This window comes from Zhongshania sp. R06B22 (assembly GCF_040892595.1).
In the GTDB taxonomy this organism is placed as follows: Bacteria; Pseudomonadota; Gammaproteobacteria; order Pseudomonadales; family Spongiibacteraceae; genus Spongiibacter; species Spongiibacter arctica.
In genome coordinates this window covers 3,292,732-3,315,612 of sequence record NZ_JBFRYB010000001.1, presented here as the reverse complement: position 1 = coordinate 3,315,612, position 22,881 = coordinate 3,292,732, and the positions used below count along the sequence as shown (strand labels likewise).

At 46.4% G+C, this 22,881-nt stretch carries 15 protein-coding genes; 8 read left to right on the top strand and 7 right to left on the bottom strand.

What is annotated here, in order from left to right; all coding sequences use genetic code 11:
• The first annotated feature begins 190 nt into the window (after positions 1–190).
• Complete coding sequence (locus AB4875_RS14970) at positions 191–2,467, top strand: hypothetical protein (RefSeq protein ID WP_368376866.1); 2,277 nt, start codon at positions 191–193, stop codon at positions 2,465–2,467.
• Positions 2,468–2,743: 276 nt separating this feature from the next.
• Here the strand turns inward: AB4875_RS14970 and AB4875_RS14965 are convergent, their stop codons facing one another.
• Positions 2,744–4,186: a sigma-54-dependent transcriptional regulator gene (locus AB4875_RS14965; protein ID WP_368376865.1), complete on the bottom strand. Its 1,443-nt coding sequence runs from the start codon at positions 4,184–4,186 to the stop codon at positions 2,744–2,746.
• A 20-nt stretch (positions 4,187–4,206) separates the two neighbouring features.
• The gene (locus AB4875_RS14960) at positions 4,207–5,199 is read right to left on the bottom strand and encodes a response regulator (protein WP_368376864.1); all 993 of its coding nucleotides are present in this window, start codon (positions 5,197–5,199) and stop codon (positions 4,207–4,209) included.
• Positions 5,200–5,302: 103 nt separating this feature from the next.
• Between AB4875_RS14960 and AB4875_RS14955 the strand changes: the two genes are divergently transcribed.
• Positions 5,303–7,978 carry an ATP-binding protein gene (locus AB4875_RS14955; RefSeq protein ID WP_368376863.1) on the top strand — a complete coding sequence of 892 codons (2,676 nt, stop codon included), beginning with the start codon at positions 5,303–5,305 and terminating at the stop codon, positions 7,976–7,978.
• Between the two features lie 33 nt (positions 7,979–8,011).
• On the opposite strand, the gene AB4875_RS14950 is transcribed toward AB4875_RS14955, so the two are convergent.
• A complete protein-coding gene (locus AB4875_RS14950; protein ID WP_368376862.1) occupies positions 8,012–10,444 on the bottom strand; it encodes an ATP-binding protein in 2,433 nt (810 codons plus the stop codon).
• 301 nt (positions 10,445–10,745) lie between these two features.
• On the opposite strand from AB4875_RS14950, the gene AB4875_RS14945 reads away from it, so the two are divergent.
• The 6 genes from AB4875_RS14945 to AB4875_RS14920 all read left to right on the top strand — a co-directional run bounded on the left by AB4875_RS14945 (position 10,746) and on the right by AB4875_RS14920 (position 18,301).
• Entirely contained in the window at positions 10,746–11,975 is a 1,230-nt protein-coding gene (locus tag AB4875_RS14945) for a WecB/TagA/CpsF family glycosyltransferase (RefSeq protein ID WP_368376861.1), read from the top strand.
• Positions 11,976–12,292: 317 nt separating this feature from the next.
• Complete coding sequence (locus AB4875_RS14940) at positions 12,293–13,591, top strand: polysaccharide biosynthesis/export family protein (protein WP_368376860.1); 1,299 nt, start codon at positions 12,293–12,295, stop codon at positions 13,589–13,591.
• Between the two features lie 19 nt (positions 13,592–13,610).
• Positions 13,611–15,017, top strand: coding sequence for a GumC family protein (locus AB4875_RS14935; RefSeq protein WP_368376859.1), 1,407 nt, complete (start codon positions 13,611–13,613; stop codon positions 15,015–15,017).
• Positions 14,957–16,273 (top strand): O-antigen ligase family protein, encoded by a 1,317-nt coding sequence (locus AB4875_RS14930; RefSeq protein ID WP_368376858.1) that lies wholly within the window; start codon positions 14,957–14,959, stop codon positions 16,271–16,273. The genes AB4875_RS14935 and AB4875_RS14930 overlap by 61 nt, the downstream gene beginning before the upstream one ends.
• 10 nt (positions 16,274–16,283) lie before the next feature.
• Positions 16,284–17,378 (top strand): polysaccharide pyruvyl transferase family protein, encoded by a 1,095-nt coding sequence (locus AB4875_RS14925; RefSeq protein WP_368376857.1) that lies wholly within the window; start codon positions 16,284–16,286, stop codon positions 17,376–17,378.
• Positions 17,378–18,301 carry a glycosyltransferase family 2 protein gene (locus AB4875_RS14920; RefSeq protein WP_368376856.1) on the top strand — a complete coding sequence of 308 codons (924 nt, stop codon included), beginning with the start codon at positions 17,378–17,380 and terminating at the stop codon, positions 18,299–18,301. The genes AB4875_RS14925 and AB4875_RS14920 overlap by 1 nt, the downstream gene beginning before the upstream one ends.
• A 229-nt stretch (positions 18,302–18,530) precedes the next feature.
• On the opposite strand, the gene AB4875_RS14915 is transcribed toward AB4875_RS14920, so the two are convergent.
• From AB4875_RS14915 to AB4875_RS14900, 4 genes are all read right to left on the bottom strand, one after another.
• Positions 18,531–19,238, bottom strand: a complete 708-nt coding sequence (locus AB4875_RS14915; RefSeq protein ID WP_368376855.1) for a DUF8692 domain-containing protein — start codon at positions 19,236–19,238, stop codon at positions 18,531–18,533.
• A 22-nt stretch (positions 19,239–19,260) separates the two neighbouring features.
• Positions 19,261–20,307: a glycosyltransferase family 2 protein gene (locus AB4875_RS14910; protein ID WP_368376854.1), complete on the bottom strand. Its 1,047-nt coding sequence runs from the start codon at positions 20,305–20,307 to the stop codon at positions 19,261–19,263.
• A 30-nt stretch (positions 20,308–20,337) separates the two neighbouring features.
• Positions 20,338–21,027, bottom strand: a complete 690-nt coding sequence (locus AB4875_RS14905) for a sugar transferase (protein WP_368376853.1) — start codon at positions 21,025–21,027, stop codon at positions 20,338–20,340.
• Between the two features lie 326 nt (positions 21,028–21,353).
• Positions 21,354–22,592 (bottom strand): oligosaccharide flippase family protein, encoded by a 1,239-nt coding sequence (locus AB4875_RS14900; protein ID WP_368376852.1) that lies wholly within the window; start codon positions 22,590–22,592, stop codon positions 21,354–21,356.
• Between the last annotated feature and the right edge of the window lie 289 nt (positions 22,593–22,881).

The window sequence follows — 22,881 nt, the reverse complement described above, 5'->3', positions numbered from 1 at the left end:
GAGGTCTTGGGCGCGCCTTTTGGAATATATACGCCATGGACCGCAGCGTCGTCAGTGAAGTCATCATTCTTCGGCCTCAACAGGGTTATATCGTTAGCTGCGCTACTCATCCGTTTGGGTTTTGCCGTCGAGGCGCCGAGGAGTGTAATATCACACGTTATAATAATAATGTGACATAAGGATATTGCCTATGTGCGCCCGCGTACCGGTGCTTGCTGCGCTGCTGATTAGTCTTGCCGCTTGCGGCGGTCAATCTTCCTCGTCGGTCGACCCTGCTTCGCTGGAAGGGGAGATTGTTCAAACCCGCGGTGCAGTGCCCAGTGGTGCTCCGCCAGCGGCATTCGGTGAGCTGCCCTTGCGTGCTAGCCCACCGAGCTGGCCATTCGACGATGGCGCGCCGCGCACCTCGGGAACCGGGCGCTACGCCTATGGAGCCTATTATTGGACCGACTTTATCTACGACGCTAACGGCGCAAAAGGGCCCAATGTTCCGTTTTATCGCATTGGCACGCCCACCGGTGGCAGCCTTCACTATCCGCAGGCGAGTATGGCCGGCAACGGTGCTGACCTGTTTGTTGTGGCGCTGGGCCGTCGTAACGGCGAGCTATTTTTACGGGTGGACTGGCAGACCTTGATCGATCACAGTGTGCCGGTGGCGGCATTTGCGGTTGATAACCAGCCGGGTGGTAGCGACAACTGGCCTGGCATAGCTGGCCTTCGCAGTCCGGGAGTAGATGCGCTGGTGCTACTTTCGGCGAACGGCGCATTTATTGATTACAACGACGGCAATGGTCCGCAGCTGGTCGCGCCGGTGACGGTAGATATGGAGACGCGCACTTTTGTAGCAGCACTGCCGGAAGACATCTTGGCCACGGATACGCCTTGGACTCTCTATGTTGCCTCCGGTATTAATGACGGCGAGGGCGGTTTTCTCAATGACAACGCTGGCTTTCGCAGCCTGCCGAATCAGCCTCCGGTGTTTAACTTGGCATTTCGCGACTACGAAGATGAGCCTGCATTATTTAATTTCTGGTTTGATGAAAATCAGTCAATGGCATTAAACACCGGTGACGTATCGGCGTTTTCTCAACAAATAGACTGGGCGCGAATGGGTGAGACCGAGCCTGAGCCGCTGCGTTATGGCTACAGTAACCGCTGGTATATATCGTCGGTATCTGGATCGGAACTGGGTGATGGCGGCTTCGCCGCCGGTGTAGACCGCAGTGAGGCTGGTGTAGTTGCCGACCCCGGTTACTACGATACTGTCCAGCCCTATGGTATCTATATCCCCAGCAGTTACTTGCCATCCTCGGCGACGCCGAGTCTGTTCACTTGGTTGTTGCACAGTTTTACTCAAAATCACAATCAATACAGCGCCAGCGTACCTAACTACTTACTAGCGGCCTGCGAGACTTTACGCCAGTCGGTATGTGTTTCGCCGCTTGGTCGCGGTTCTGCCGGCTACTATGAAGCTGCCGCGGAACTCGACTTTTGGGAGGTGTGGCGAGATGTGGCGGCACATTTCAATATTGATAACGAGGCGGTTTTTACTACCGGTTATTCCATGGGCGCCATAGGCTCCATCAACTTGATGGTGAAATACCCAGAGGTCTTTTTTGGCGGGGTGATCTTAGCGGGCTCACATGCCAGCGCTCAGCTGTTGCCCTGTTCCTTGGATAACAATGGCTGCGTTGAACCCAAGGGCCCCGAATTGATGGAAAACCTTAAGTGGAATGGCTACTACCAGGCCCACGGCACCTTCGACCAATTGGTGCCATTTCCCGATGCGCGGGCTACGGCGGACGGCATGCGCGACTTTGGCTATCGCTATGTTTTTGACCACTACTTGGTGGAAGACCACATTGTGTGGACGCTCAAAGATGCGGGCTACTCCGCTTTTCAAAAAGCGGCGCAGTGGATGGTGGAGTGGCAGTCTTCTGAAGTGCGGCGGCGCTCTGCCCCCGGTGAATTAGTCTACCGCTGGGAACCACACATGGTGAATCTCGACTGGGGGCTGGGGCCTCGTGGCGCTTGGTGGCTTGAGGACGTACAGGCCCTTGATGGCGCCGAGTATGCAGAAATTCGCGCCCAGTCCGGTGCCCTGCCAGAGCCAGAGATCCTACCTAAAGCGAGTGTCGGTGAACTTATTTTTCCCGACGCGACCACGCTTAGCCCAGCGGTGCGGGATGGCCTGAGTTGGGAGCTGGGGAGTTTAGAAAATACGACAGGGGAGCTTCGTGCCGGTCTGACTCAGGTTGCCGCGCTAACGATTAATTTGCAGGAAGCCGCCATCGCCGAGCGCCCAGACAAGCGCATTGAGTTAGATAGTGATGGTCCTTATCAGTTGCGCTTAATTGGACTGCCCGCGGGGCAGCGCGTGCAGGCGGCGGGTCAAAGTCTGCAGGCCAGTAATGGCAGCGTTGTGCTGACTATGCCGGCGGGTGAGTCAACGGTGGTTTTCCCTTGATGGCCATCGGCGGATTAATAGCCTGGCGTTCGCCGTAAGCAGCGCCATGCTGCTGTCCTGTAGTGGCTGCGAGCGCGGAATTATTAGTCGCGGCCATATCTGCCCAAAACCATTAAACGCAAACCCAAGGGCAACTTAAAGTCTAAATTAACGCCACGTGGTGATCCGCGCCTCGCGGGATACTTGTGTCAGCAAGGGGCGTTTGATTTTAAGGTGATCTGAGTTGTGCCCGGCTACAGTAAGCTTTATGGGTGTATAGCAATTATTCATTACCTATTAGTGCTGGCCACTTTCCCATGCCTTTATTTTTCGGTAAATTGTTGAAGCACTTACACCCAAACAAGCTGCGGCTAAGGGGATATTTCCATCGCACTGCGCAATCGCTGATTCGATGGCTTCTTTTTCTATCTGCCACAATGGTCTAATGTTTTGAAAACCTTGTATACCACTCTGCGGGCTTTGAAGGTTATTCCTTGAATCGATAGCAGCCGAAGATACAGTGTTATTGTTTCGTAGTGGGATGATGTTGTCATTTAGCGAACTCAGCATAGACTCATCGACCTTGTCGCTATCGTGAAGGACAACTATTTTTTCGAGTACATTCTGTAATTCGCGAATATTTCCGGGCCAACTATATTTCTTTATGATTAATTCTGCTTCTGGTGTAAACCTCTCAAAATGCTTGCTGTTTGCGGCGCTCTTTTCTCGCAAAAAATATTGAGCTAGTACTACAACATCATTGCCCCGTGCCCGTAATGGCGGCAGTTGTACCGGTATAACATTTAAGCGGTAGTATAAATCTTCTCTGAAACGACCTTCGGCCACATCGCTGGCGGGGTCTCGATTTGTTGCACAGACAATGCGAATATCCGAGTGCATTAACTTTTGTCCGCCAACGCGCTGAAAGGACGCTGTTTGTAAGAAACGGAGAAGTTTGGCTTGAAGATTTAGGTCCATTTCGCAAATTTCATCAAGAAATAGCGTGCCGCCGTTTGCTTGCTCTGCCGCGCCTATGCGTTGCGACACCGCGCCACTAAATGCGCCTTTTTCATGCCCGAAAATTTCTGATTCGAATAGTTCGCTAGGAATTGCTGCACAGTTAATAGCGATAAAAGGTCCGGCGGCGCGTGCGCTAGCATTGTGCAGCGCTTGCGCGCAGACTTCTTTACCAGTGCCACTTTCCCCAGTGACAAATACGCTTGCTTTGCTGCGTGCGGCACTTTCTAGCAACTGAAAAACTGAGGCCATTTCCACGGAATCACCGACAAAATGGTCTCTTACGGTCTTTGGTTTCCCGCTTGATGCGACACTCCTGGGCTGATTTAACTGCTTAGTTTGCTCTGCTCTTATTTGCTCGCAGGCGCTTTTAACGGAGGTCATTAGCCGGTCTTTGGAAAACGGCTTTTCAATGAAGTCAAAACCTCCAAGGCGCATAGCATCTACTGCGATCTCTATTGAGCTGTTAGCGGTTATGATAATGACAGGAATATCACTGCGCTCTTTAGCAAAACGCATGACTTCCAAACCACTAATGTCGGGTAGGCAGACGTCTTGAAGTAGTACGTCGGGCACTTGTTCTTTAATTCCCAGTAGTGCGGAGTGACCATCGGTAAAGTGACGGGTTTGATAGCCGGCCTGTTCAAGATAGCTGCAGTAGAGTGCGCCACTGGAAACACTGTCCTCAACAACATAGACGAGTTTTTCGGTTTCGATTGCCATTATTTTTGCCTTAAGTCGATTTATTTTGGCGAGTTTTCAAATATATACTGTGTTACGGCCGCTTGTGATTGTGAACAACGCAGCTCTAGCAGACGTCCTTCTAGTAATATGCTGTTCAGGTCGGTCTTAGTTGTTTCATTTAAGCTTTGTGCTTCGGCCGCTAATAAGTCAGCGCCATATAATTTGGCGGAGTTCTTTAAAATATGAGCGACAGCTAGAATCTCTTTTTCGTCATTATTTTTTGAAGCACCAGCGAGCCTGTCAATCATCGCCTGTAACTCTGTGTTAAACAGCTTTAGTAGATGTAATGTAGTGCTAAGGCCAAGGTCGACCGTAAGCTCACCTAGGCTCGATTCGTTCAGTAATCTGTTTTTACTGACTGCTGCCGGTGGTTGCGAACCGGTTTTAACCTTAGTGTTGTCGCCCAGGCATTGCTCTAAAACCTCCCGAGTGACCGGTTTGTGCAACAATTCGTCGAATCCAGCTTCGGATATTTTTTCCAACTGGGTACTATTGTTTTCCCCACTGAGGGAGATGATTCGGCTATGTTGATTGGGGCCAGGTTCATGTCGCAACTGACTGCATATTGTAGATCCATGCAAGCCTGGCATTTGCTCGTCGAGAAAGATGACGTCGTAGTGGTGTTGCGCTGCCATTGTTAAAGCCTGGCTACCGTCTGTTGCGGTGACGCAAGTATGCCCCATTTTTTCAAGAGTGATTTTCACCGTCATCAGCCCCGGTAGGCTGTCGTCTGCTAACAATATTACCAGCGCATGGGGCTTGGCCAGTGTCATGTGTTCGCTCCTATTAGATTGTGTTTCGATATAACACCGAGTAGGCGAATGGCTTGCTCGGAAGGTAATAGCGAATAAGCAAAGCAAATTTGGAACCAGCAGCGAAAAATACACTAAACTATTGCTATCAAAGGTATTTTTTCTGTTTTGCGTCTTATTTTTAATAAAGCATGGTGATGAGCATATAAGATGTATTGCAAATTGCAAAGCAATTTGCATTAATCTGGCTGGTTTGTGAATCGACTAAGTCTGAATTGACGCTTCGCCGCCGGTAACAAATACTAGCTCAAGCAGTAGAAATCTATGGGGAGGAGCGATTCGTATGTCAGAAGGTGAGTTAAATGGGTTTGCTGGTTTGCAAGTATGCGCCGGCTTCGTCATGAATCTTAGTGGCAACATTTTAGACATAGAAATGCCTGCTCAAAATACGCTGTCGAGTTTAGCTGCCCTAGAAACAGGTGATGATATTGACTCCATTTTTCCTGGGTTACTGGCGCTGATTGTTCGCGAATCGGATTTAGTTGAAGGTAGTTCGGTTAGTTTTCCAGCGCGTTTAGATGATAAAGAATTAATCTTTAATGTACGTCATTATTCAGGTGATGCTCTAGCTTATAAACTATTAATTTATCCAGACGATATTGGTTTGAGACATATTTATAAGCGTGAGAAGAGATTTGAATTTTTATCTCATTCCCTATATGAGTCTAGTCTCGATGCCATAATTACCATCGATGGCAACAGCATAATTCTAGAATTTAGTCGTTCGGCAGAGATACTCTTCGGCTATCCTAGGGACGAAGTTATCGGGCAGAATGTCGCAGATATAGTGATTCCAAAGGATTTACGTCAGGCGCACCATGATGGAATGGTTCGATTCCATGTCAGTGGCACAGGGCCGGTAATCAATACCCGGGTGGAGGTTGACGCTGCTCGTCGTGATGGCAGTTTGTTTCCATGTGAGTTGACAATTGCGCCGACCGTGCCGCATGAGGGGGAAATATTTTTCACTGCCACAATTAGGGATATCAGTGAACGCCGAAGTAAAGAAGAAGCTCTTGAAAAAGCTCGCAGAATCGCTGAGGCGAGTAATAAGTCCAAATCAAGCTTCCTTGCACATATGAGTCATGAAATTCGCTCGCCCCTAAATGCCATCATTGGCTGTATAGATCTTTTACTAGATAGTGCGGAAAACAACGAGCAACGTACATTGATGCAAACCTCCTTAAGTGCGGGGCAGGGACTGCTTGGAATCATTGAGGATATTCTCGATTTTTCAAAGATTGAAGCGGGGCAGCTTAATGTTAGTGTCAGTCGCTTTAATTTACTTGAACTATGTGAGCAAGTAGTGGAAGTTATTGCGATTCGTGCTGCTAGCAAAGATATAGATATTTCAGTTTGTTTCGATCCTACTATTCCCGCCGAGATTGCAACGGATCAAGGTTTTATTCGGCGGATACTTACCAATTTGCTTGATAACGCAGTGAAATTTACGGATGCGGGAGGAGTAAGCTTAAAGGTTACTTGCCACCATATAGAGACCGAAAACCATCATGCGGATTTGCTTTTTGAGGTCGCGGACACAGGTATTGGTATACCAAAAGACAGGCAAAACGAGTTATTCAAAGAGTTTTCTCAGGTAGATAGCAGTGACAGTACCCAGTATGGCGGTACAGGTCTTGGATTAGCGATTTGCCGTAAGTTGGCGGAGAACTTAAACGGTCATATTAGTATTGAAAGTGATAGTGGCCAAGGTTGTTTAGCCCGAGTCATCATTCCTGTTGATGTTAGTAGTACTATGTCTCCTTCATTGAGTATGGCAAAAAGTGACAGCCGATCAATTTTTCTATGTAGTAGAAATGAACGTTTACAGGCAACAGTAGAGGATCAGGCAAGTTATCTAGGCTTGTCTTGTGGAAATGTGAGCGATCTAGAAGCAATTCCCAGTATTCTTGGGGATGATATCTTGCTAATTATTGATCTAGCTAGTGTTGGATCACTGCAGTCTTGCCTTAACACTCTTGCAGACTTCGGAGTAGCAAGTAGACAGACCATTCTTTACGGTAGGAATTTGTCTGCAGCAGATACACTCTTAGTTGGTCAAGCTGGCTATCAGTCATTGCTAAGCCGCCCGTTTCGCCCAAGCGCCTTCGTAAATCGCTTAATGTATCCCGATCAGCACGCTAAATTATTATCTCCAGTTTCTTCCTCTGAAATAAATGTATCTAATCCAAAAATACTTCTTGCTGAAGACAATGAAGCTAATCAGCTTGTTGCTAAAACTATGTTGAATCGTGCGGGCTATCAATTAGATATTGTAAACAATGGAGAGGCGGCGGTACTTGCGGTGAAAGGAGGTACTTATAGTTTGGTGCTAATGGATTTAAGAATGCCAGTACTTGATGGATTACAGGCGACAAAAATAATTCGCGAATTGGATTCTGGCGTGGCTTCCATTCCGATTGTTGCTATGACGGCTAATGCATTCGACAGTGATAAGACAAGATGTAGAGATGCGGGAATGAATGATTTCCTAGCTAAACCGGTTAATCGTGATGAGTTACTGACTTGTATGAATCGTTGGCTTGGAGATAACACAGGCCAGCCGCTTGTACATAAATCGTCTGGGTTAGACGAACTTTCGATGACGGTAAGTTTAGATGGAGATGTTGTAAATCAGTTGCTCAAGGATACATCTGAGGAAGCGGTTAAGATGATTATGCAGATGGTAATTGATGAATTGAATAAATTTAATCATGAAATAAGACAAATCGATTTCAAAGATATTGATTATCCTAAACTCCATGATTTAGCCCATGCTTGTAGAGGTAGTTGCAGTTACTGTGGTGTGACTGTGATGCAACAATTTTGTCTACGGCTAGAGATTGCCGCTGGAGTAAAAGATGATGCTCAGTTAAAAGATCTCCTCGCTAGTGCGGGGGGGGTAATTGAATCTGGCGTAAAAGCGCTCAAAGATTTTATTGCGGCATTGCAAGGGTGAAATATTTCAATATTCCCAAAGGTATATCCCTCGTTAGCTCTGCAGTGACGGGGGTGATTGTAAACAACTTTTCATGGTGCTTAATAGCTGTCGCTTTTCTACGGGTTTCGTTAAATAGCTAGTCATACCAGCTGACAGCATTTCTTCTTTAGAACCAGGCATTGCGTTGGCACTGAGACCGATAATGGGGATATCAGAAAATCTGTGATTGCTGCGAAGGACTCTGGTCGCGGTAAGGCCATCCATTTCGGGCATTTGAATATCCATGAGGATGAGATCAAACGCTAGCTCTGTTGCTATCTTTATAGCTTCTAAGCCATTGTGTGCTATATCAATATGATAACCGCTGTTCTGTAGCATCGCCTGAATAACCATTCGATTTGTTGCATTGTCCTCTGCGAGCAGTACACGCATGGTTCGCCAGCCTAGGTCACGCGGCGTAATCTTGATTTCCTTGTCGTGCGTTATCTCGCTTATTTGTGCCTGCGATTCCGCAATCGGTAGCGTGAAGCGGACAGTAAACACTGAGCCGACTTCCGGCGAACTATCGGCCCATATTTCTCCTTCCATTTTTTCAACCAAACGCTTGCAGATGGCGAGGCCCAAGCCCGTTCCGGAAAAACGTCTGATCGCGCTGCTATCAACTTGAGCAAAGGGCTCAAATATTTCGGTTGCGATTTCTGGATCGAAGCCGATTCCGGTGTCTATAACTTCAATCTCAATACTAAGCGATTCGGCGTTTTTTTCTGTACAGCGAGCATTAAGTTGTACGCGACCTCTATCGGTGAACTTTATGGCATTGCCGAGTAAGTTTAATACTATTTGGCGAATACGCCCTTGATCACCGACTACGAGTGTCTGTAATTGCGAGTCAATTTCTTGTGCCAGTATCAATGATTTTTGCGTTGCGTTACCCCTCAATAAATTTATGGCATTATCGAGGGTTTCGTGGAGGCTAAAGCTTTCCTCCTCAAACTCTAGTTTATCTGCTTCCATTTTACTTATATCTAAAATCTCATTTAGCAGACTCAGTAGGTGCTTTGCAGAGGAATAAGCGGTTGTAATAAACTCCCTTTGTTCTGTATTTAGGTTTTTATCCTCCGTCATTAGTCCTAATAATCCCAGTACAGCATTTAGTGGCGTACGTAATTCGTGACTTATAGTTGCAAGGAAATCGGTTTTAGTTCTATTCGCCGTTTCAGCGCGTATTTTCTCATCTGTTAATTGTTGTTCTTTCTTAATGAGCTCGGATATATCTCGGTAATAGGCAACAACTCCGCCGTCGCGCATAGGGCTTTCTGATATTTGAAGCCAGCTGCCGTCAGTACATTTCAACTGCCGCGAAGTAGAAAACTCCTTTCGAGTCGCTTGAGTGAGTTGTTCTTGAAGAAACTCATCTTCCTTAGCCTTGTTTTCAAACAAATATCGACCGGCTCGGATTTCAGCATGCCAAAGATCTTCATAGTGATCCCCGATGCCTAGATTTGGATCAACGGTGTGATAATGGCTTTGCAGTTGCGCATTGACTACCGCGAGTCGTCGATCAGATTCGAAGATGGCGAAACCGTCGGGAAGGGCTTCGATCGCGTCACGAAATTGCCGTTCACTTTTGCTAAGTGCTTCAGTAGCTCGACTTATTGAGCGCTGTAATATGCTCGGTAGCCGCAGAAGTGAATACCCTATTAAAGCGACCAACATCGATGCAAAAAAAGCGATTTGTCTATTGCGAGAGAGATCAGGCCAAGTATTAGTCCACCCCATCCTTGGTAAGGTAGCTAGCTGCCAACTTCCGGCCGGCAATTGAATGTTACTAAGCAATGCATCCGTAGTGAAGATCGATGCATTACCGAAGAAAACCGCACCCTTTTCCCCTGTGCCATTGCGCCCGCGAATAGCAAGCTGATTCTTTGCGGCAAACTCGCTTATGCCAACCTCTTTAAGCAGGGAGGGGAAGTCTAGTAGGATTGAAGCGAAGCCCCAAAAGAAATCTTGTCCGTTTCGCTCTAGGAAAACCGGCAATCTGCCAATCAGAGCCTCGCCTCCCTGAATTAAGTGCAGCGGGCCGGCAAGCCATATACCTTTGGCAATTATTGCTTTCTCAGCTGCGTCACGACGCTCTGGGTCGGCTAATAGGTCATGTCCAATTGCGTCCTCGTTTTGCATTTTGGGCCAGACATGGGTCACAACGCCGTCAGGTGCGAGCTGTAAGCTTTTAACAGATCGTACGCCGTCGCCCAACTCACTGGCGAATTTTTGAAAAGTTTCCTCATTAAAATTGGGGTTTGCGTGGACCATTGCACTTAGGCCCTGAACGAGATAGAGCTTGGCGTTTAAGGCGGACTCTAGATTAGCCCTTAAGATTGAAAGCTCTCTAAGTAGCTCGTTTTCTTGTTCACTGCGTACCCTACTTGTCTGTTGGGCCTCGAGAAACCCTGCTGTCCAAATTAAACCCGCGAACAGAATCATTGAGAGTATCGTGGCTCCTGTGCGGGTGAAAGCGTACTCCCAAACACTAGCCGAATTGGTTTTTTGTTTATGTTGCTGCGATTCGATCAATGCGGCAGAACCTCATTTAAAAATTTAGCGGCATGCCTTGATGTTGCAGGCCGCTTTGCAATTTGCAAATCATACCGCGATTTATTTTCTTTTTACATATTTAAAAAATCGATAAAATCATAAAAAGACTATATATATCATGCGCTTATATTCTTAAGCGTTTGTGGCACATCGGTTGCGATACACCCTCCATACAAACAGGAGAGCAGCCATGTTCACATCAGAAAAATTATCAACACCAGTGAGAGTTAGCAACCGTATCGGTGATCGGATTATTGCTGCGATCACCGTTCTATCATTATGCCCGTTAATCTTAGCGCATATTCTTCTTCAGCACTTGTATCGTCGAAAAGTGTTGGATGTGCATAATTTACGTGGTGCCTCGAAGTTGCCTGTCAAAACATACTCACTTCGTGGGCGAGCAACTCTCAGTCGAGTACTGTTACTTTTGAATGTTATTCGTGGTGATTTTGCTCTTGTAGGTCATCGTATTACAGCCATCGGCCATGCGCCGTCACCTAGTGCCGATGAGTCCTTGCCGGGTATGTTCTCCTTATTTGAGTTACGTCGTATCTCTGGGCTGGATTTTATCGATGAGGCTGCATGCAACAGGGAATACTCGAGTAAAGCTAGTTTAAAGACAGATCTTGCGATTGTTATAAAGTCTTTATTGGCAGGTATGCTTTACAGCTCCAATACGGAACTGCGCGACGCCGAGGAATTTCAAATTTTTGGTGTAAATATCAAGAATGTCAGTATGGATAGTGCGCTAAACCACATTGATGGAGACATCAAAGCGGGCCGCCAGACAAGCATTTTCTTTGCAAATGCTCATACCCTCAATCTTGCTTATGACGACAACGCCTTCCGAACTACGTTGAATAGCGTAGATTATGTCTTTCCCGATGGCAGCGGTATCGAAGTAGCTTGCCGCCGTACGGGCATTCGTCGCAAGGGTAATATTAATGGAACCGATATGTTGCCGCTGTTGTGTGAGCAGCTAGCACGTAACGGGCAGAGTATATATATGCTGGGTGGCGAAGAAGGCATTGCCGAGGGGGCTATGGCATCGATGCTACGTCGTCATAAATCGCTCCAAAGCGCCGGTACCCACAACGGATTCTTTGATAAAGATAATTGTGACGCCCTCATCGAAAAAATTAACAACAGTGGTGCCAATATTCTACTTGTCGGTATGGGGCAGCCATTGCAAGAAGAATGGGTGATGAAAAATCGTCACAAGTTAAAAGTTGCTGTTGTGATGGCTGTCGGTGGTTTGTTTGACTTCTATGCAGATAAAGTTTCAAGAGCGCCGATTTGGTTGCGTGAGCTGGGTATGGAGTGGACATGGCGGTTAATACAAGAGCCAGGAAGAATGTGGAAGCGCTATATTATTGGTAATCCTCTGTTTCTTATGCGCCTACGAAAGGCTGCCGCATAATACACGGACAAGCAGTGATGGCTCGCGTCTGGCCATCACCGCTTGTCAATAAGTAGCAGCTATTGATTCTATAGTTCCGGAGATTTCTAGGTGGTTACTGATTTGCGCAATGTTAAATGCATTATGAGTCGCATAATGCGAATAGGCGTTATTTTTGCAATGTGCGAAATTGCATAAACGGCACAATTATTTCTTATCTTACTGTTTTTTATGGGTATTTTAATATTTTTAGTGATTGGCACGAGCACTGCAGTCTTTAGTTTAACTAAGGACGACAGTTCCTATCACGCGAGCCATAATCTATTTGGAATGCCAAAATGAAGACAGTCTATTGCCAAGTAAATCATCGTCCTATCCCATTTGCGCTGAACTTACGCGTGGTGAGCGCCTCACTGATGCTACTTGTATTGAGCGCATGCTCTACTACTCCCGCGAGTCGCCATAGTCAGATGCCGGCATCACCAGCCGATATTGCGCAACTTGCCACAGCTAGTAGTGACACGCAGGGTCCTGGTCGCCTCCAAATCGCAAGCTGCACGGAAAATACGACTCACTTTGCTGGAGACCAAAGTAATTACTCGGTAAATCAGCCGCTGCCTAGCGGTTTCAGGAATCCAGGCACACCACGCAGTCAATATGCAGCGAGCAGCCGCTTACTCCCGCTTTCGCCGGGGGATAAAATTGATATACGCATACATGATGGCGAGGAGTTTAGCGGGGAGTATTTGGTAAGTCATGACGGTAATATCGAGCTTCCTTACCTATCTCCTTTGCAGGTTGTTGGTTTGGATACCGAAGAAGTCGAGTCTCGCTTGAGTATGATGCTTATTACGAAGCAGATTTTTTTAGCGCACACGCTCCGGCTCAGCGTTCGCCCGCTGCAGTGGGCGCCCGTTATGGTGTCGGTGTCAGGTGCTGTTTACGAGCCGGGACGGGTGTTGATTAACGAACTTATACCGCAACAAGTTCATCAGGATAAAAATCGAATCAGTGGTGATTATCCTACTAAGCGTTATTTGAGCGAAGCCTTGCGTGCCGCGAGTGGAGTGCGTCCTGACGCGAGGGTAGATAAAGTTATTTTGATTCGAGATGGCTGGCAGCAAGAAATTAATTTGGCTGGAGTCTTTTCCGGGCATAGTAGCGGCGATGTGCCGCTGATTGCTGGTGACCAGATAATAGTGCCGTCTGCGGGTTGTTTGCAGGCTGAGTTGATTCGTCCTACTCAATTAACGCCAAAGGGGATACGTGTCTTTATCTCAAACTTAACAGACAGTGCGAAGAATAATGCCTCTGCCGCAGTTGGCCAGTATTCTAGTAGTATGCCCTACGGATCTAGGCTTCTGCAGGCGGTTGTTTCGGGTAACTGCAGCGGTGGCACTCGTATGACAAATTCCTCACGCTATGCAGTATTGGTTGGAATGAACCCTGTAACCGGCAAAAACGAAGTTATTGAGAGGAATATCGAAGAGTTACTACGCAACCCCGATGAACCAGGAAATAATCCCTATCTACTGCCGAATGATACGGTAAGCTGCTACGACTCAACGATCGTTAATATACGTGACATCGCTAGAGCAATAGTGGATGTAGCGTCGCCATTTTCGATTTTACGCTGATTACTGGAGTAGGAGGATTATGACACCAAGCGTTGACCCAAGCAGAGCCTTGCAACCTTATAATGATGGGGCTGATAAACCACGATGGACTCGTTATATAGTCGTAGGCGTTGTTGCGTTTGTGATCATCTGGGGCTTGGTTGGGCTTTACGTTACCTCTGCTCCTCAATACGTTAGCAATTTTGCTTTCGTGCTGCCGGGTAAAAGTGGCTCGAGCAAAGTGAATTTGGAAAGTATTGGGGAAGCTAGCAGTAGTAGTAGTTCACCTTTCGGGATCAAGGGGATCAATCCTAGGGTTAATTACAAAGAGATGCTTCTCAGTGCCACGGTTATAGGTACTGCAGCAAAAAGACTTGGTATCGATTATTCAGACTTTAAACAACCAGTAATAAAGCTAGTAGATGAAACTGCGATTATTAAGGTATCTACTAAGGCCGGGAGTCCGGGGTTTGCGCAGAAGCAGGGAAGCGCCTTAATCGAGGCTTTCAATCATCGAATTACGGTGCTCCGTGCGGATGAACTTCAAAGCCGAGAAGATGCTGTTTCACAGGCCTTAGCCGTATATAAGAACCGCTTGAAGGAGGCCCAGCTGGCCTTAATTTTGCACAAACAGGATTCCCAGTACGTATCTGCTCGCCAGTATGAGGAGCTGAGTTTACGCTTAGAGCGAATTAAAGAAGATCGGGTTGGCAGTGTCGCGGAGCGCGATAGAGTGAGTGGTTATGTGGATCAATTATCCCGCAATCTTGGCATCACTCCCCAGCTCGCGGCCAGCGCCTTTATTCTCAATGCAGATCAGCAATTTCGTGAGAATTTGGAAAACTATCAAAATGCTACCGCAACGCTGGCGGTGTTTCGTTCTAAGTGGGGGGATGCCCATCCACAGGTAGTGACAGAAGGCGCCCGTCAAAAAGGAACACTATCAGCGCTTCAACAGCGAAGTTTTGAGCTGGTAGGACATAAGGACATGGGTACTATAAAACTCATAAATATGAATAATTCTGGGGGGCAGGATGCGCTTTTCCAAGATTTGTTGGTGTCTTTCGCACAAATTGAAGGCCTGTTAGGAAAAATTAAACACCTAGATACCGCGATTATCGATCATAAAAATAGCCTTAAACTTTTTGCTGAAGAGGCGTCCCAGCTAGACGAGCTAGAGCGAAATTATCAAATCGCGGAGGCAGTCTACACCTCTGCGGTGACACAAATTGATACCGGTAAGACCGATATATTCGCCTCTTATCCATTGGTTCAAGTATTGGCAGCACCGTCGCTGCCGCTGCGTCCAGCCTCACCTAATAAAATTCTTGCCGTAGTTGGTGGTGTGATCGGAAGCGGTATGGCTCTATTCGGACTATTCTTGTTATGGAAGCGCAAGCAGTTAATCCAGAAAATATTATCGAAAAGTGGATTTGGTACGCTTTAATTCTGACCTACCCTTTTTACATGTTGGGTGCTGTATACCTTGTGGCACCGGTGCTCGCATGGCTACTAATAATGTACTGGGTATACAATTTCTGGTTGCCTCAGTCTATGCGGGCAAAAAGTATTCAGGTTGAGCCTCATCCTGTGGTCATGCTTTGGGTAGTTGGTATGCTTGTGATGGAAGTCGCCTTGCTGATAGGCCATTTAGATTTTTATCTAGGTATTCCCGCAATTATAAAATCCAGTATCGGCTGGGCAAAGGGCTGGGCCCTGTTGGCCCTATTCATCATGATCGGTGCAACCTTACCAATCCGAGCTGAGTTAATATATCGGGCTTGCTGTGTAATTTGTTTACATACATTACTGTTAATACCGCTGTTTGTTGTAGCTGCCTACACTCCGATTCCAGGTACGATTTATATCTCGCCACTGAAAATTATTGGTGGGCCCGGTCCCGAGTTTTTCGAGTTTCAGTTATATGGAATAAATCCAGAGTCTCTAGGGCCGCGGTGGAGATTCTTTACACCCTGGGCGCCGGCGGCAGGCCTATTGGCCAATTTCTATTTCGTCTTTGCGTTGAAAGAGCAGAACGTGCGTTGGCGATGGATAGGTATCTTGGGCAGTATTGCAATGGTATTAATGTGCCAATCTCGCGCCGGCTTGGTAGCAATGTTGTTTGTTTCGCCAGCGGTATATTTTATTTCAAAACTCAATTCGCCTGCACTATGGATAAGCGGCGGCGTTGGTGTTTCTACCATGGCTGTTGTCGCGACACAGCTTATGAACTTTGCAGAATCATCAGTTGAGGAGTTCAAGTCGGCGCGTGCTGGGTCTAGTCGCGTTCGCGCAGCATTGGCACGTATTGCTATCCAGCGCTGGCGAGATGAGGCACCCATCTGGGGGCACGGAGTCGTTGAGCGAGGGCCTCATCTAGTAGAGTATATGCCTATAGGCTCGCATCACAGTTGGTACGGCTTGTTGTTTGTAAAAGGTATTGTTGGGTTTTTAGCGTTATTAATTCCTATGGCTGTAACCTTGATGTTACTTTTGGTGCAGGCGCAAAACTGCCGAACGGCGCAGGCTGCACTTTCTTGTGTTCTCATATTGATCATGTTTAGTTTTGGCGAAAATATTGAGATGTTGGCTTATCTTTTTTGGCCCGCATTAGTATTGATTGGTATCGCATTTCGCAACGACACCTTATCAAAAGCCATAATAGAGAAACAGCAACGAAGGAACGGCGTTGGCCGTATTTAGGAATAGTTCTATGAAACGTTTTGACGCTCTATTGGTCGGTTACTACGGCATGCACAATACCGGTGATGATATGTTGATGGCGGCAGCGGCAGCTGGCGCGCGACGTCATCTAATGGCTAATAATATTGCAGCCACCGCAGCGAGAGGCAGTGATGTTTGTCATGCCTTGAATATTTCAGCTATTCAAAGTAAAAAACAGAAATTTAGAGGCCATGATCGGATTTTAAAGTATATCGCAGCAACGAATAGTCGCCATATAGTGATTGGTGGTGGTTCCGTTTTTCATACGGCTAAAGACATACGGCAGAAATTGCAATATTTGAAGCTTGCAGGCAGTAACAAGCATTGTGCAGTTGGGGTTGGTCTCGGCCCTTTTGTTGACTCCGAGGCGGAGCGAGTTTGTGCTGATTTTCTAAATCGATGTGATTTTACAGGCCTGCGCGATCGCGTCAGCTTTGACATTGCTCGTAGTATTGCACCGAATGCCAATGTGGCCCTCACTTTCGATCTAGCACCTGGCATGAGTATTGAGCCTGACTTTGTGTCTGCTTTGGCGCCAAATCGAGATAATGCGATTGGCGTTGCGTTGTGCCCGGTAGAGCGTTTTAGTGGTGACGAAAACGCAGAGTTACATCGAAATAGTGTTATTGCCAATACATTGAACAAACTCTACAAGCAGGAGAAGTTTGAAGTTAGATTAATCGACTTTAACGGACATCCTGATTTGGGCGATCACCCCGTGCATCAAGATCTTCGACAAAAATTAAAGAATATACCCTGTGAAATTATTCATTATGCAGCTGACCCGATGCGCGCGGTGAATCAAATTAGTCGTTTGCGTGGTATTTTGGCAATGCGTTTACACGCTGCAGTATTTGCGTATTTAAGTGGGACCCCGGCGATCGTGTTGAATTACCACCCTAAGTGTCATAATTGGTGCCGAGATATAGGGCAAAGTGAAGACTTTGGCATGGACACTATTGATATAGATGGTGCGAAGCTAGAGACAAGTTTAGCGAGAATATTGGCTGACGATTATACATTCCCGCAACTAGCTATTGGTGCAGCAGCAGAAAAAGCAATGAGTAATTGGAGCAGCTATTGATGACTGAGAACAGCGATATGCAGTTGCCGAAGTATTCTGTAGTTGTGCCTTTGTATAATAAGGCCGGCCACATCGGAGACACGCTTGATTCAATAGTTGCGCAGACCGTTTCAGACTTTGAAGTTGTTGTAGTCGATGATGGATCTTCCGATAAAGGGCCCGACATCGTCCGCGAGTATAGCCAGCTCGATACCCGAATAAGGCTTATTTGCCAAGCCAACGGTGGAGTGTCTAAAGCACGTAATACCGGTATTTCTGAGGCGAAGGGCGAGTACATTGTATTCCTGGACGGAGATGATTTGTGGGCTCCGTACTTATTGTCGGAAATTGATAGCTTGTTGATTGCTTTTCCTCAATGTGGTGCTTACTCTACCGCCTACGCTCATCGCTATCAGAAAGGCGACGACATTGTCATACAACCCAAATTCAATGCATTGCAACGACGCTCGGCCCAGTTTGAGTATGATTTCTTCGCCGTTGCCAGCAGGGGTGAACTACCGATCACACCCTCTTGTGCGTGTGTTCCGGCGGTGGTTTTAAAGCAAGTTGGAGGCTTTCCAGAAGGCGAGCCAATGGGGGAGGATCAGGATATGTGGGTGCGTATCGCCTACCGTTATTCTATGGCGTTTTCCCAGCGAGTTTCTTCCTATTATCTTCAAGATGCTGATAATCGTGCCTGTTTAACAAACCCTCCAGATAGCGAATGTCCATTCAGTAAAAGACTTCTTGCTCACGCAATGAACTCCGCTGATTCACGCAAGCAGGATATGCTGCGTTTGACGGCGAATCACATTTTACATATTGCTCAGTTGAATATTCGCGCCGGCAAATCCGAAGCAGTGCTTCCCTTACTGCGTGATTCTAGAACAAGGCTCTTGCCTCTGAAGCGACTTAAGTGGGAAATTATTCGGATCTTTAGCTGAAATTATTTTGTTGCTGCGTGTTTGCGTGGGGGAATTTCAGTTTATTAATGTTACATCGATAGAACCACGTTTTTAGATAGCTGATCTACCGATTGAATTCTATCCTTTGTACACGAGGGAGTGAAGGCTAAAGCTTGCTTGGATTTCTTCGCCCAGTTTTGAGTTGCTGGGCTGAGGATAATAAAGTCATATCTATTAAGAGCACGCTGGACATCCCCCCCCCTTTTTTTTACAAAGGTTTTCTCGTTGTATCACGTTGTCTACTTGATGTTGTGTCTATTATGTCGCGTAGACTCCGATTGCCAATGTCAATCGAAAATTGGAGCCAGCAACAAATACCCAATAATTTGAAACTGTCTTCCATTAGTACTGAAGACCAGGAGAACTCGGCAGACACTAAATCAAACAAAACCGATCCAGCCCAAAAGCTAATTGCAGGTAGTGCAAAAATAAAGGAGCTTTGAATGGCACTCCGAAACAGGCACAGCACGAGAATAATCATCAGGCCAATCGCCATCTGAATAATCCAGTCTGACATACCAAATAACTCTCCAGCTAGGGTCTCATGAAGTTGAAATGCATCATCTAGCATGAGTACTATGGTACATATTGATAACCAAAACCCTGCGCTACTACGTTTTGATATTCCCAGCTGTTTACGAAATCCAGCTGTGAATAACATGATGCCCGCTGCAATCGCTAATAATATTATTCCAAGGGTAGACAGAGCGCCAGTCAGCCAGGTTTTAGTGTCTGACATACCGGCATCTTCGCTTAAGGTGGAAAAACTCAGCCCTGTTTCTCGACTTATCATTATCGTCAGTAGAATGACTATTAAACCAATAATCATAGGTTGCTTGAGTCGTTCTGGTCGAAACTTAGCGACCTCGACCCGACGACGAATAATTAATTTACTGTGCAGAATTGGCTTATCCATACTGACCTCAACTTTATTTGGCTTAAGCTGGAATACCCATTGCCTGGCGCTCAAGGGCTTCATACTGTGGTGTGGATAATATCGAAAGAAGAATTGCGCATGTTGCCGTTATAGCGCTGCGACTAAAATCTTTGACAATGATGCTACTGTTCGACTTGAACGCCAGCAAAGTTAACATTCTTGCGCTACTAGCATCTCTAGACTGGATAGCGCGGCGAGCTAAGTAACGGTACTGATAGGCCCGAGCCAAGGATTCCCACTTGGCGACAAAATCAGGATCTATCTGTCGATTTTTTTCTACTGATCGCTCCCATGCTGCAAGCTGCTTCTGCCAGTTTGCAGAAAGACCGCCACCATTTACTCGATAATATGTTAATACCTCATTCACCCCTTCAAATTTCCACTTGGTTGATAGTGCAATTCTCAGCCAGCATTCAACATCTTCGGATTGGCGAAAACTCTCGTCAAAGTACATAGCGTCGGCATGACCGTGTTCGGGGCTAAAAAAAGCGATCTCCGAAAACACCGCTTTGCGTAGTACTGGTGCGGATCCATTGCCCACTGGGTTGCGGCAGAATATATCGTCTGCACTTATATTTTTATGCTTTGGATACTGACCAATTTTCATGTCTGTTCCGGCCTCGTCGATAAACTGAGATCCGCTATAGCTGATGCCGATGTCAGGGTTCGCACGCAAGTGCGATACATGTATCTCTATCTTCTTAGGGAACCAGGTATCATCTGCATCTAATAGAGCCACAAAGTCGCCCTTTGCCCAGCGAATTCCTGTGTTTCTTGCACCTGCCAAACCTCTATTATTTTGCTTCACTAATACAATACGATTGTCATCATAGCTGTTCACGATATCCGCGCAGTTATCTGGTGAACCGTCGTCTACACAAATGATTTCTAGGTTGCGGTAGCTTTGCTCTAATACCGAATTAAGGCAGGCAGGTAGGTATTTTGCTGCGTTATACATTGGAATAACTACACTAACTAATGGCGCTCTAGTTAGGTCTAGCATTTCAGCTTTTAGCTTGTTTTCGAATGCTTTATCAATGAAATCCATGGTTTGTCTCCTTATTCGATATAGAGGGGATTAATAAGCGCCGGCGCCGAATAGAACCGCGGGTATTGTTTTTAGGGTGATGGCGATATCAGTGAACAAATTTCGTTCGCGGATATAACGAAGATCCAAATCTATTTGTTCAGCGAAGCTAAGGTCGGCGCGACCAGATACCTGCCAAAGTCCAGAAATTCCAGGTAAGGCCTTTAAGCGAAGACGGTCGTATTCGCTGTATTGTTCAACCTCTGAAACTAATGCGGGACGGGGGCCGATTAATGACATTTCGCCCCGCAGGACGTTAATTAATTGGGGTAACTCGTCAATGGATAATTTGCGGATGATGTGTCCAACGCGAGTAACTCGTGGGTCATTGACGAATTTTCTACATACTCCGTCACGGTCACTCTCCATAGATGCAACTTTGGCGTGTAACTGGGGATCAGTGCTCATTGAGCGAAACTTGATCATCGCGAAGAGCTGACCGTTTTCACCAACACGCTGCTGGCGGAAGAATATGCCGCCCTTGCTTCCTAAGACAATTGCCACTGCGGTCAATAGTAGTAAGGGAGATAGTGCGATAATAAGAAGCACGCTGCCCGTCACATCGTATGCCCGCTTATATCCCTTGCGGTAGATCCACAGAGGCAATGAGAGTAGGGGGATCACTAAAGATGACATATCTTTCGGAGTAAGCGTTGAGGGTTTTTTATTTACTTTTTGCATGGTTGAACTCCTGAAAACAAATGTTGGAAAGTTATATAACTTGCCTTTACTCTTAGTTTTGCAACCGGTGTGCCATCTTGTATTTATAATTTAAGCTGTTGTTTTATAACGATTTTAAATAGAATTCAGGTGGTTTTTATTTTTATTTATCGGTTGGATTTGCAAATTGCAACGCAAAAAAAATGGCAAATTTCAATAGTTGAAATATCTTGTGTGTGCTTTGCTAAAATTTAATATTTTTCGAGGAAAGAGCGCCGGAGGCGCTCAAGGAATGACTCAGTTTTTTAGAGCTAGGAAAATGCAGAAGTGGGGTTTAATTGATGTAACTACGCCAGAGCTCTGTGGCTGTTGTAATCTTTTGAAACGAGACCTTCTATTAATACGATAGCGGCAAGCAGGTAGAGGGCAATCATTGTCATCGTGACTGTCAGTGCACCCCATTGCGCCGCGAAGACAATAGCCACACAGAATACTGAGGTGAAAGTGATGGCTAATATATTTTCTTTTCTTAAATCATTGCCCGCCCTGAAAAACATACTGCCCGATTCAAATATCATGCGTGGTATTGCCGACAGGCAAAGGCAGCTGATCAGTAAGCTGGCATCGGCCCACTGTTCGCCAAATAGTAACGGTACATATATGGGGGCTAGGACGGCTTGCAATAAGATAATTGGCGCGATGAAAGTCATCCCGGTTTTTAGCGCGCTGATATAGCTCTTAACAAGGTTTTCTCCTGAGCGCTGTGCTTCGCATAGCTTAGGGAGTAATGCAGTATTAAATCCCTGTGTTAGTGACAAGCTAATGCCTAGTCCAGCATTTCTTGCAAAGGCATATAGCCCAAATAGATCCGGACTCAGTACTCGTCCCAATATGAATAGGTCAATTTGATTGCGTCCGTTTCGTAGGCATTCAGCCATTAATACGCCTCCAGAATAGCGGCGCATAGATTTAAGTTCAGAGAGAGCAAGCTGCCAGCGTGGTTGCCAAGTTACTTGTCGGTTTATAACGATCACCCAGACTAAGGCTGCACCGATTTTTGGCCAAATAACCGACCATACACCGAAGCCTGCAATCGCGAGGCCAGCAGCAATGAGATTGTCAGCAGTTACTGTCAGGCCCATTATTAGCCCGGCTTCCTTCATGCGATTGCTGCGCTGTAGTAGATTGAATTGCACCATGGCAAAAGGATAAATTAGGTGCGTGACAGAGAGAGCTCGAAGAAGGTCTGACAGCACGGGTGCGTTGTATAGAGCGGCGATATGCGGTGAAAGGGAGTACTGCAATGCAAACATTACTAGCCCTAAGGCCAAATTTAGCCAAAATACGGTGGCACTCACCACGGCCAGTTTGTGGTTTTCGGCTTTGACGATTAAATTACCAATACCGTTGCTAGCGAGAACGCGGACTATTTCAGCTGTTGCTATCGCTAAGGCCGCTAGCCCGTAATCATTAAGGCTTAAGTAGCGGGCCAATACTAAGGTAGTAATTAGACGCGATACTCTCACCATCATTTCACCAGCGGCGATCCAGCTAAGGTTTCTTAGGAATCCGATATGTTCAGTCATATTTCTTGTCTCGAGTTACTTAATCGCTAGTTACGGTGCATACGCGCTAGTTAAGCAATGACTGGGCCACTACTGTGATATTTTAAGTCTATGTTTTATATGGGAAATATTAATTTTTGGTGTTGCAGAGTCGCTCAATTCAAGATTGATTCGCATTTTGCAAAGCATATTGAACTGATTTAAATAAGGGGGGATATTCCGCTTTCGAATCCGGCGGTGATTGAGCCGTTTCGCCAGGGTGTTTACGCTGTTGTCCACGGACATCGCAACCGTTTATACGGCCAATAAC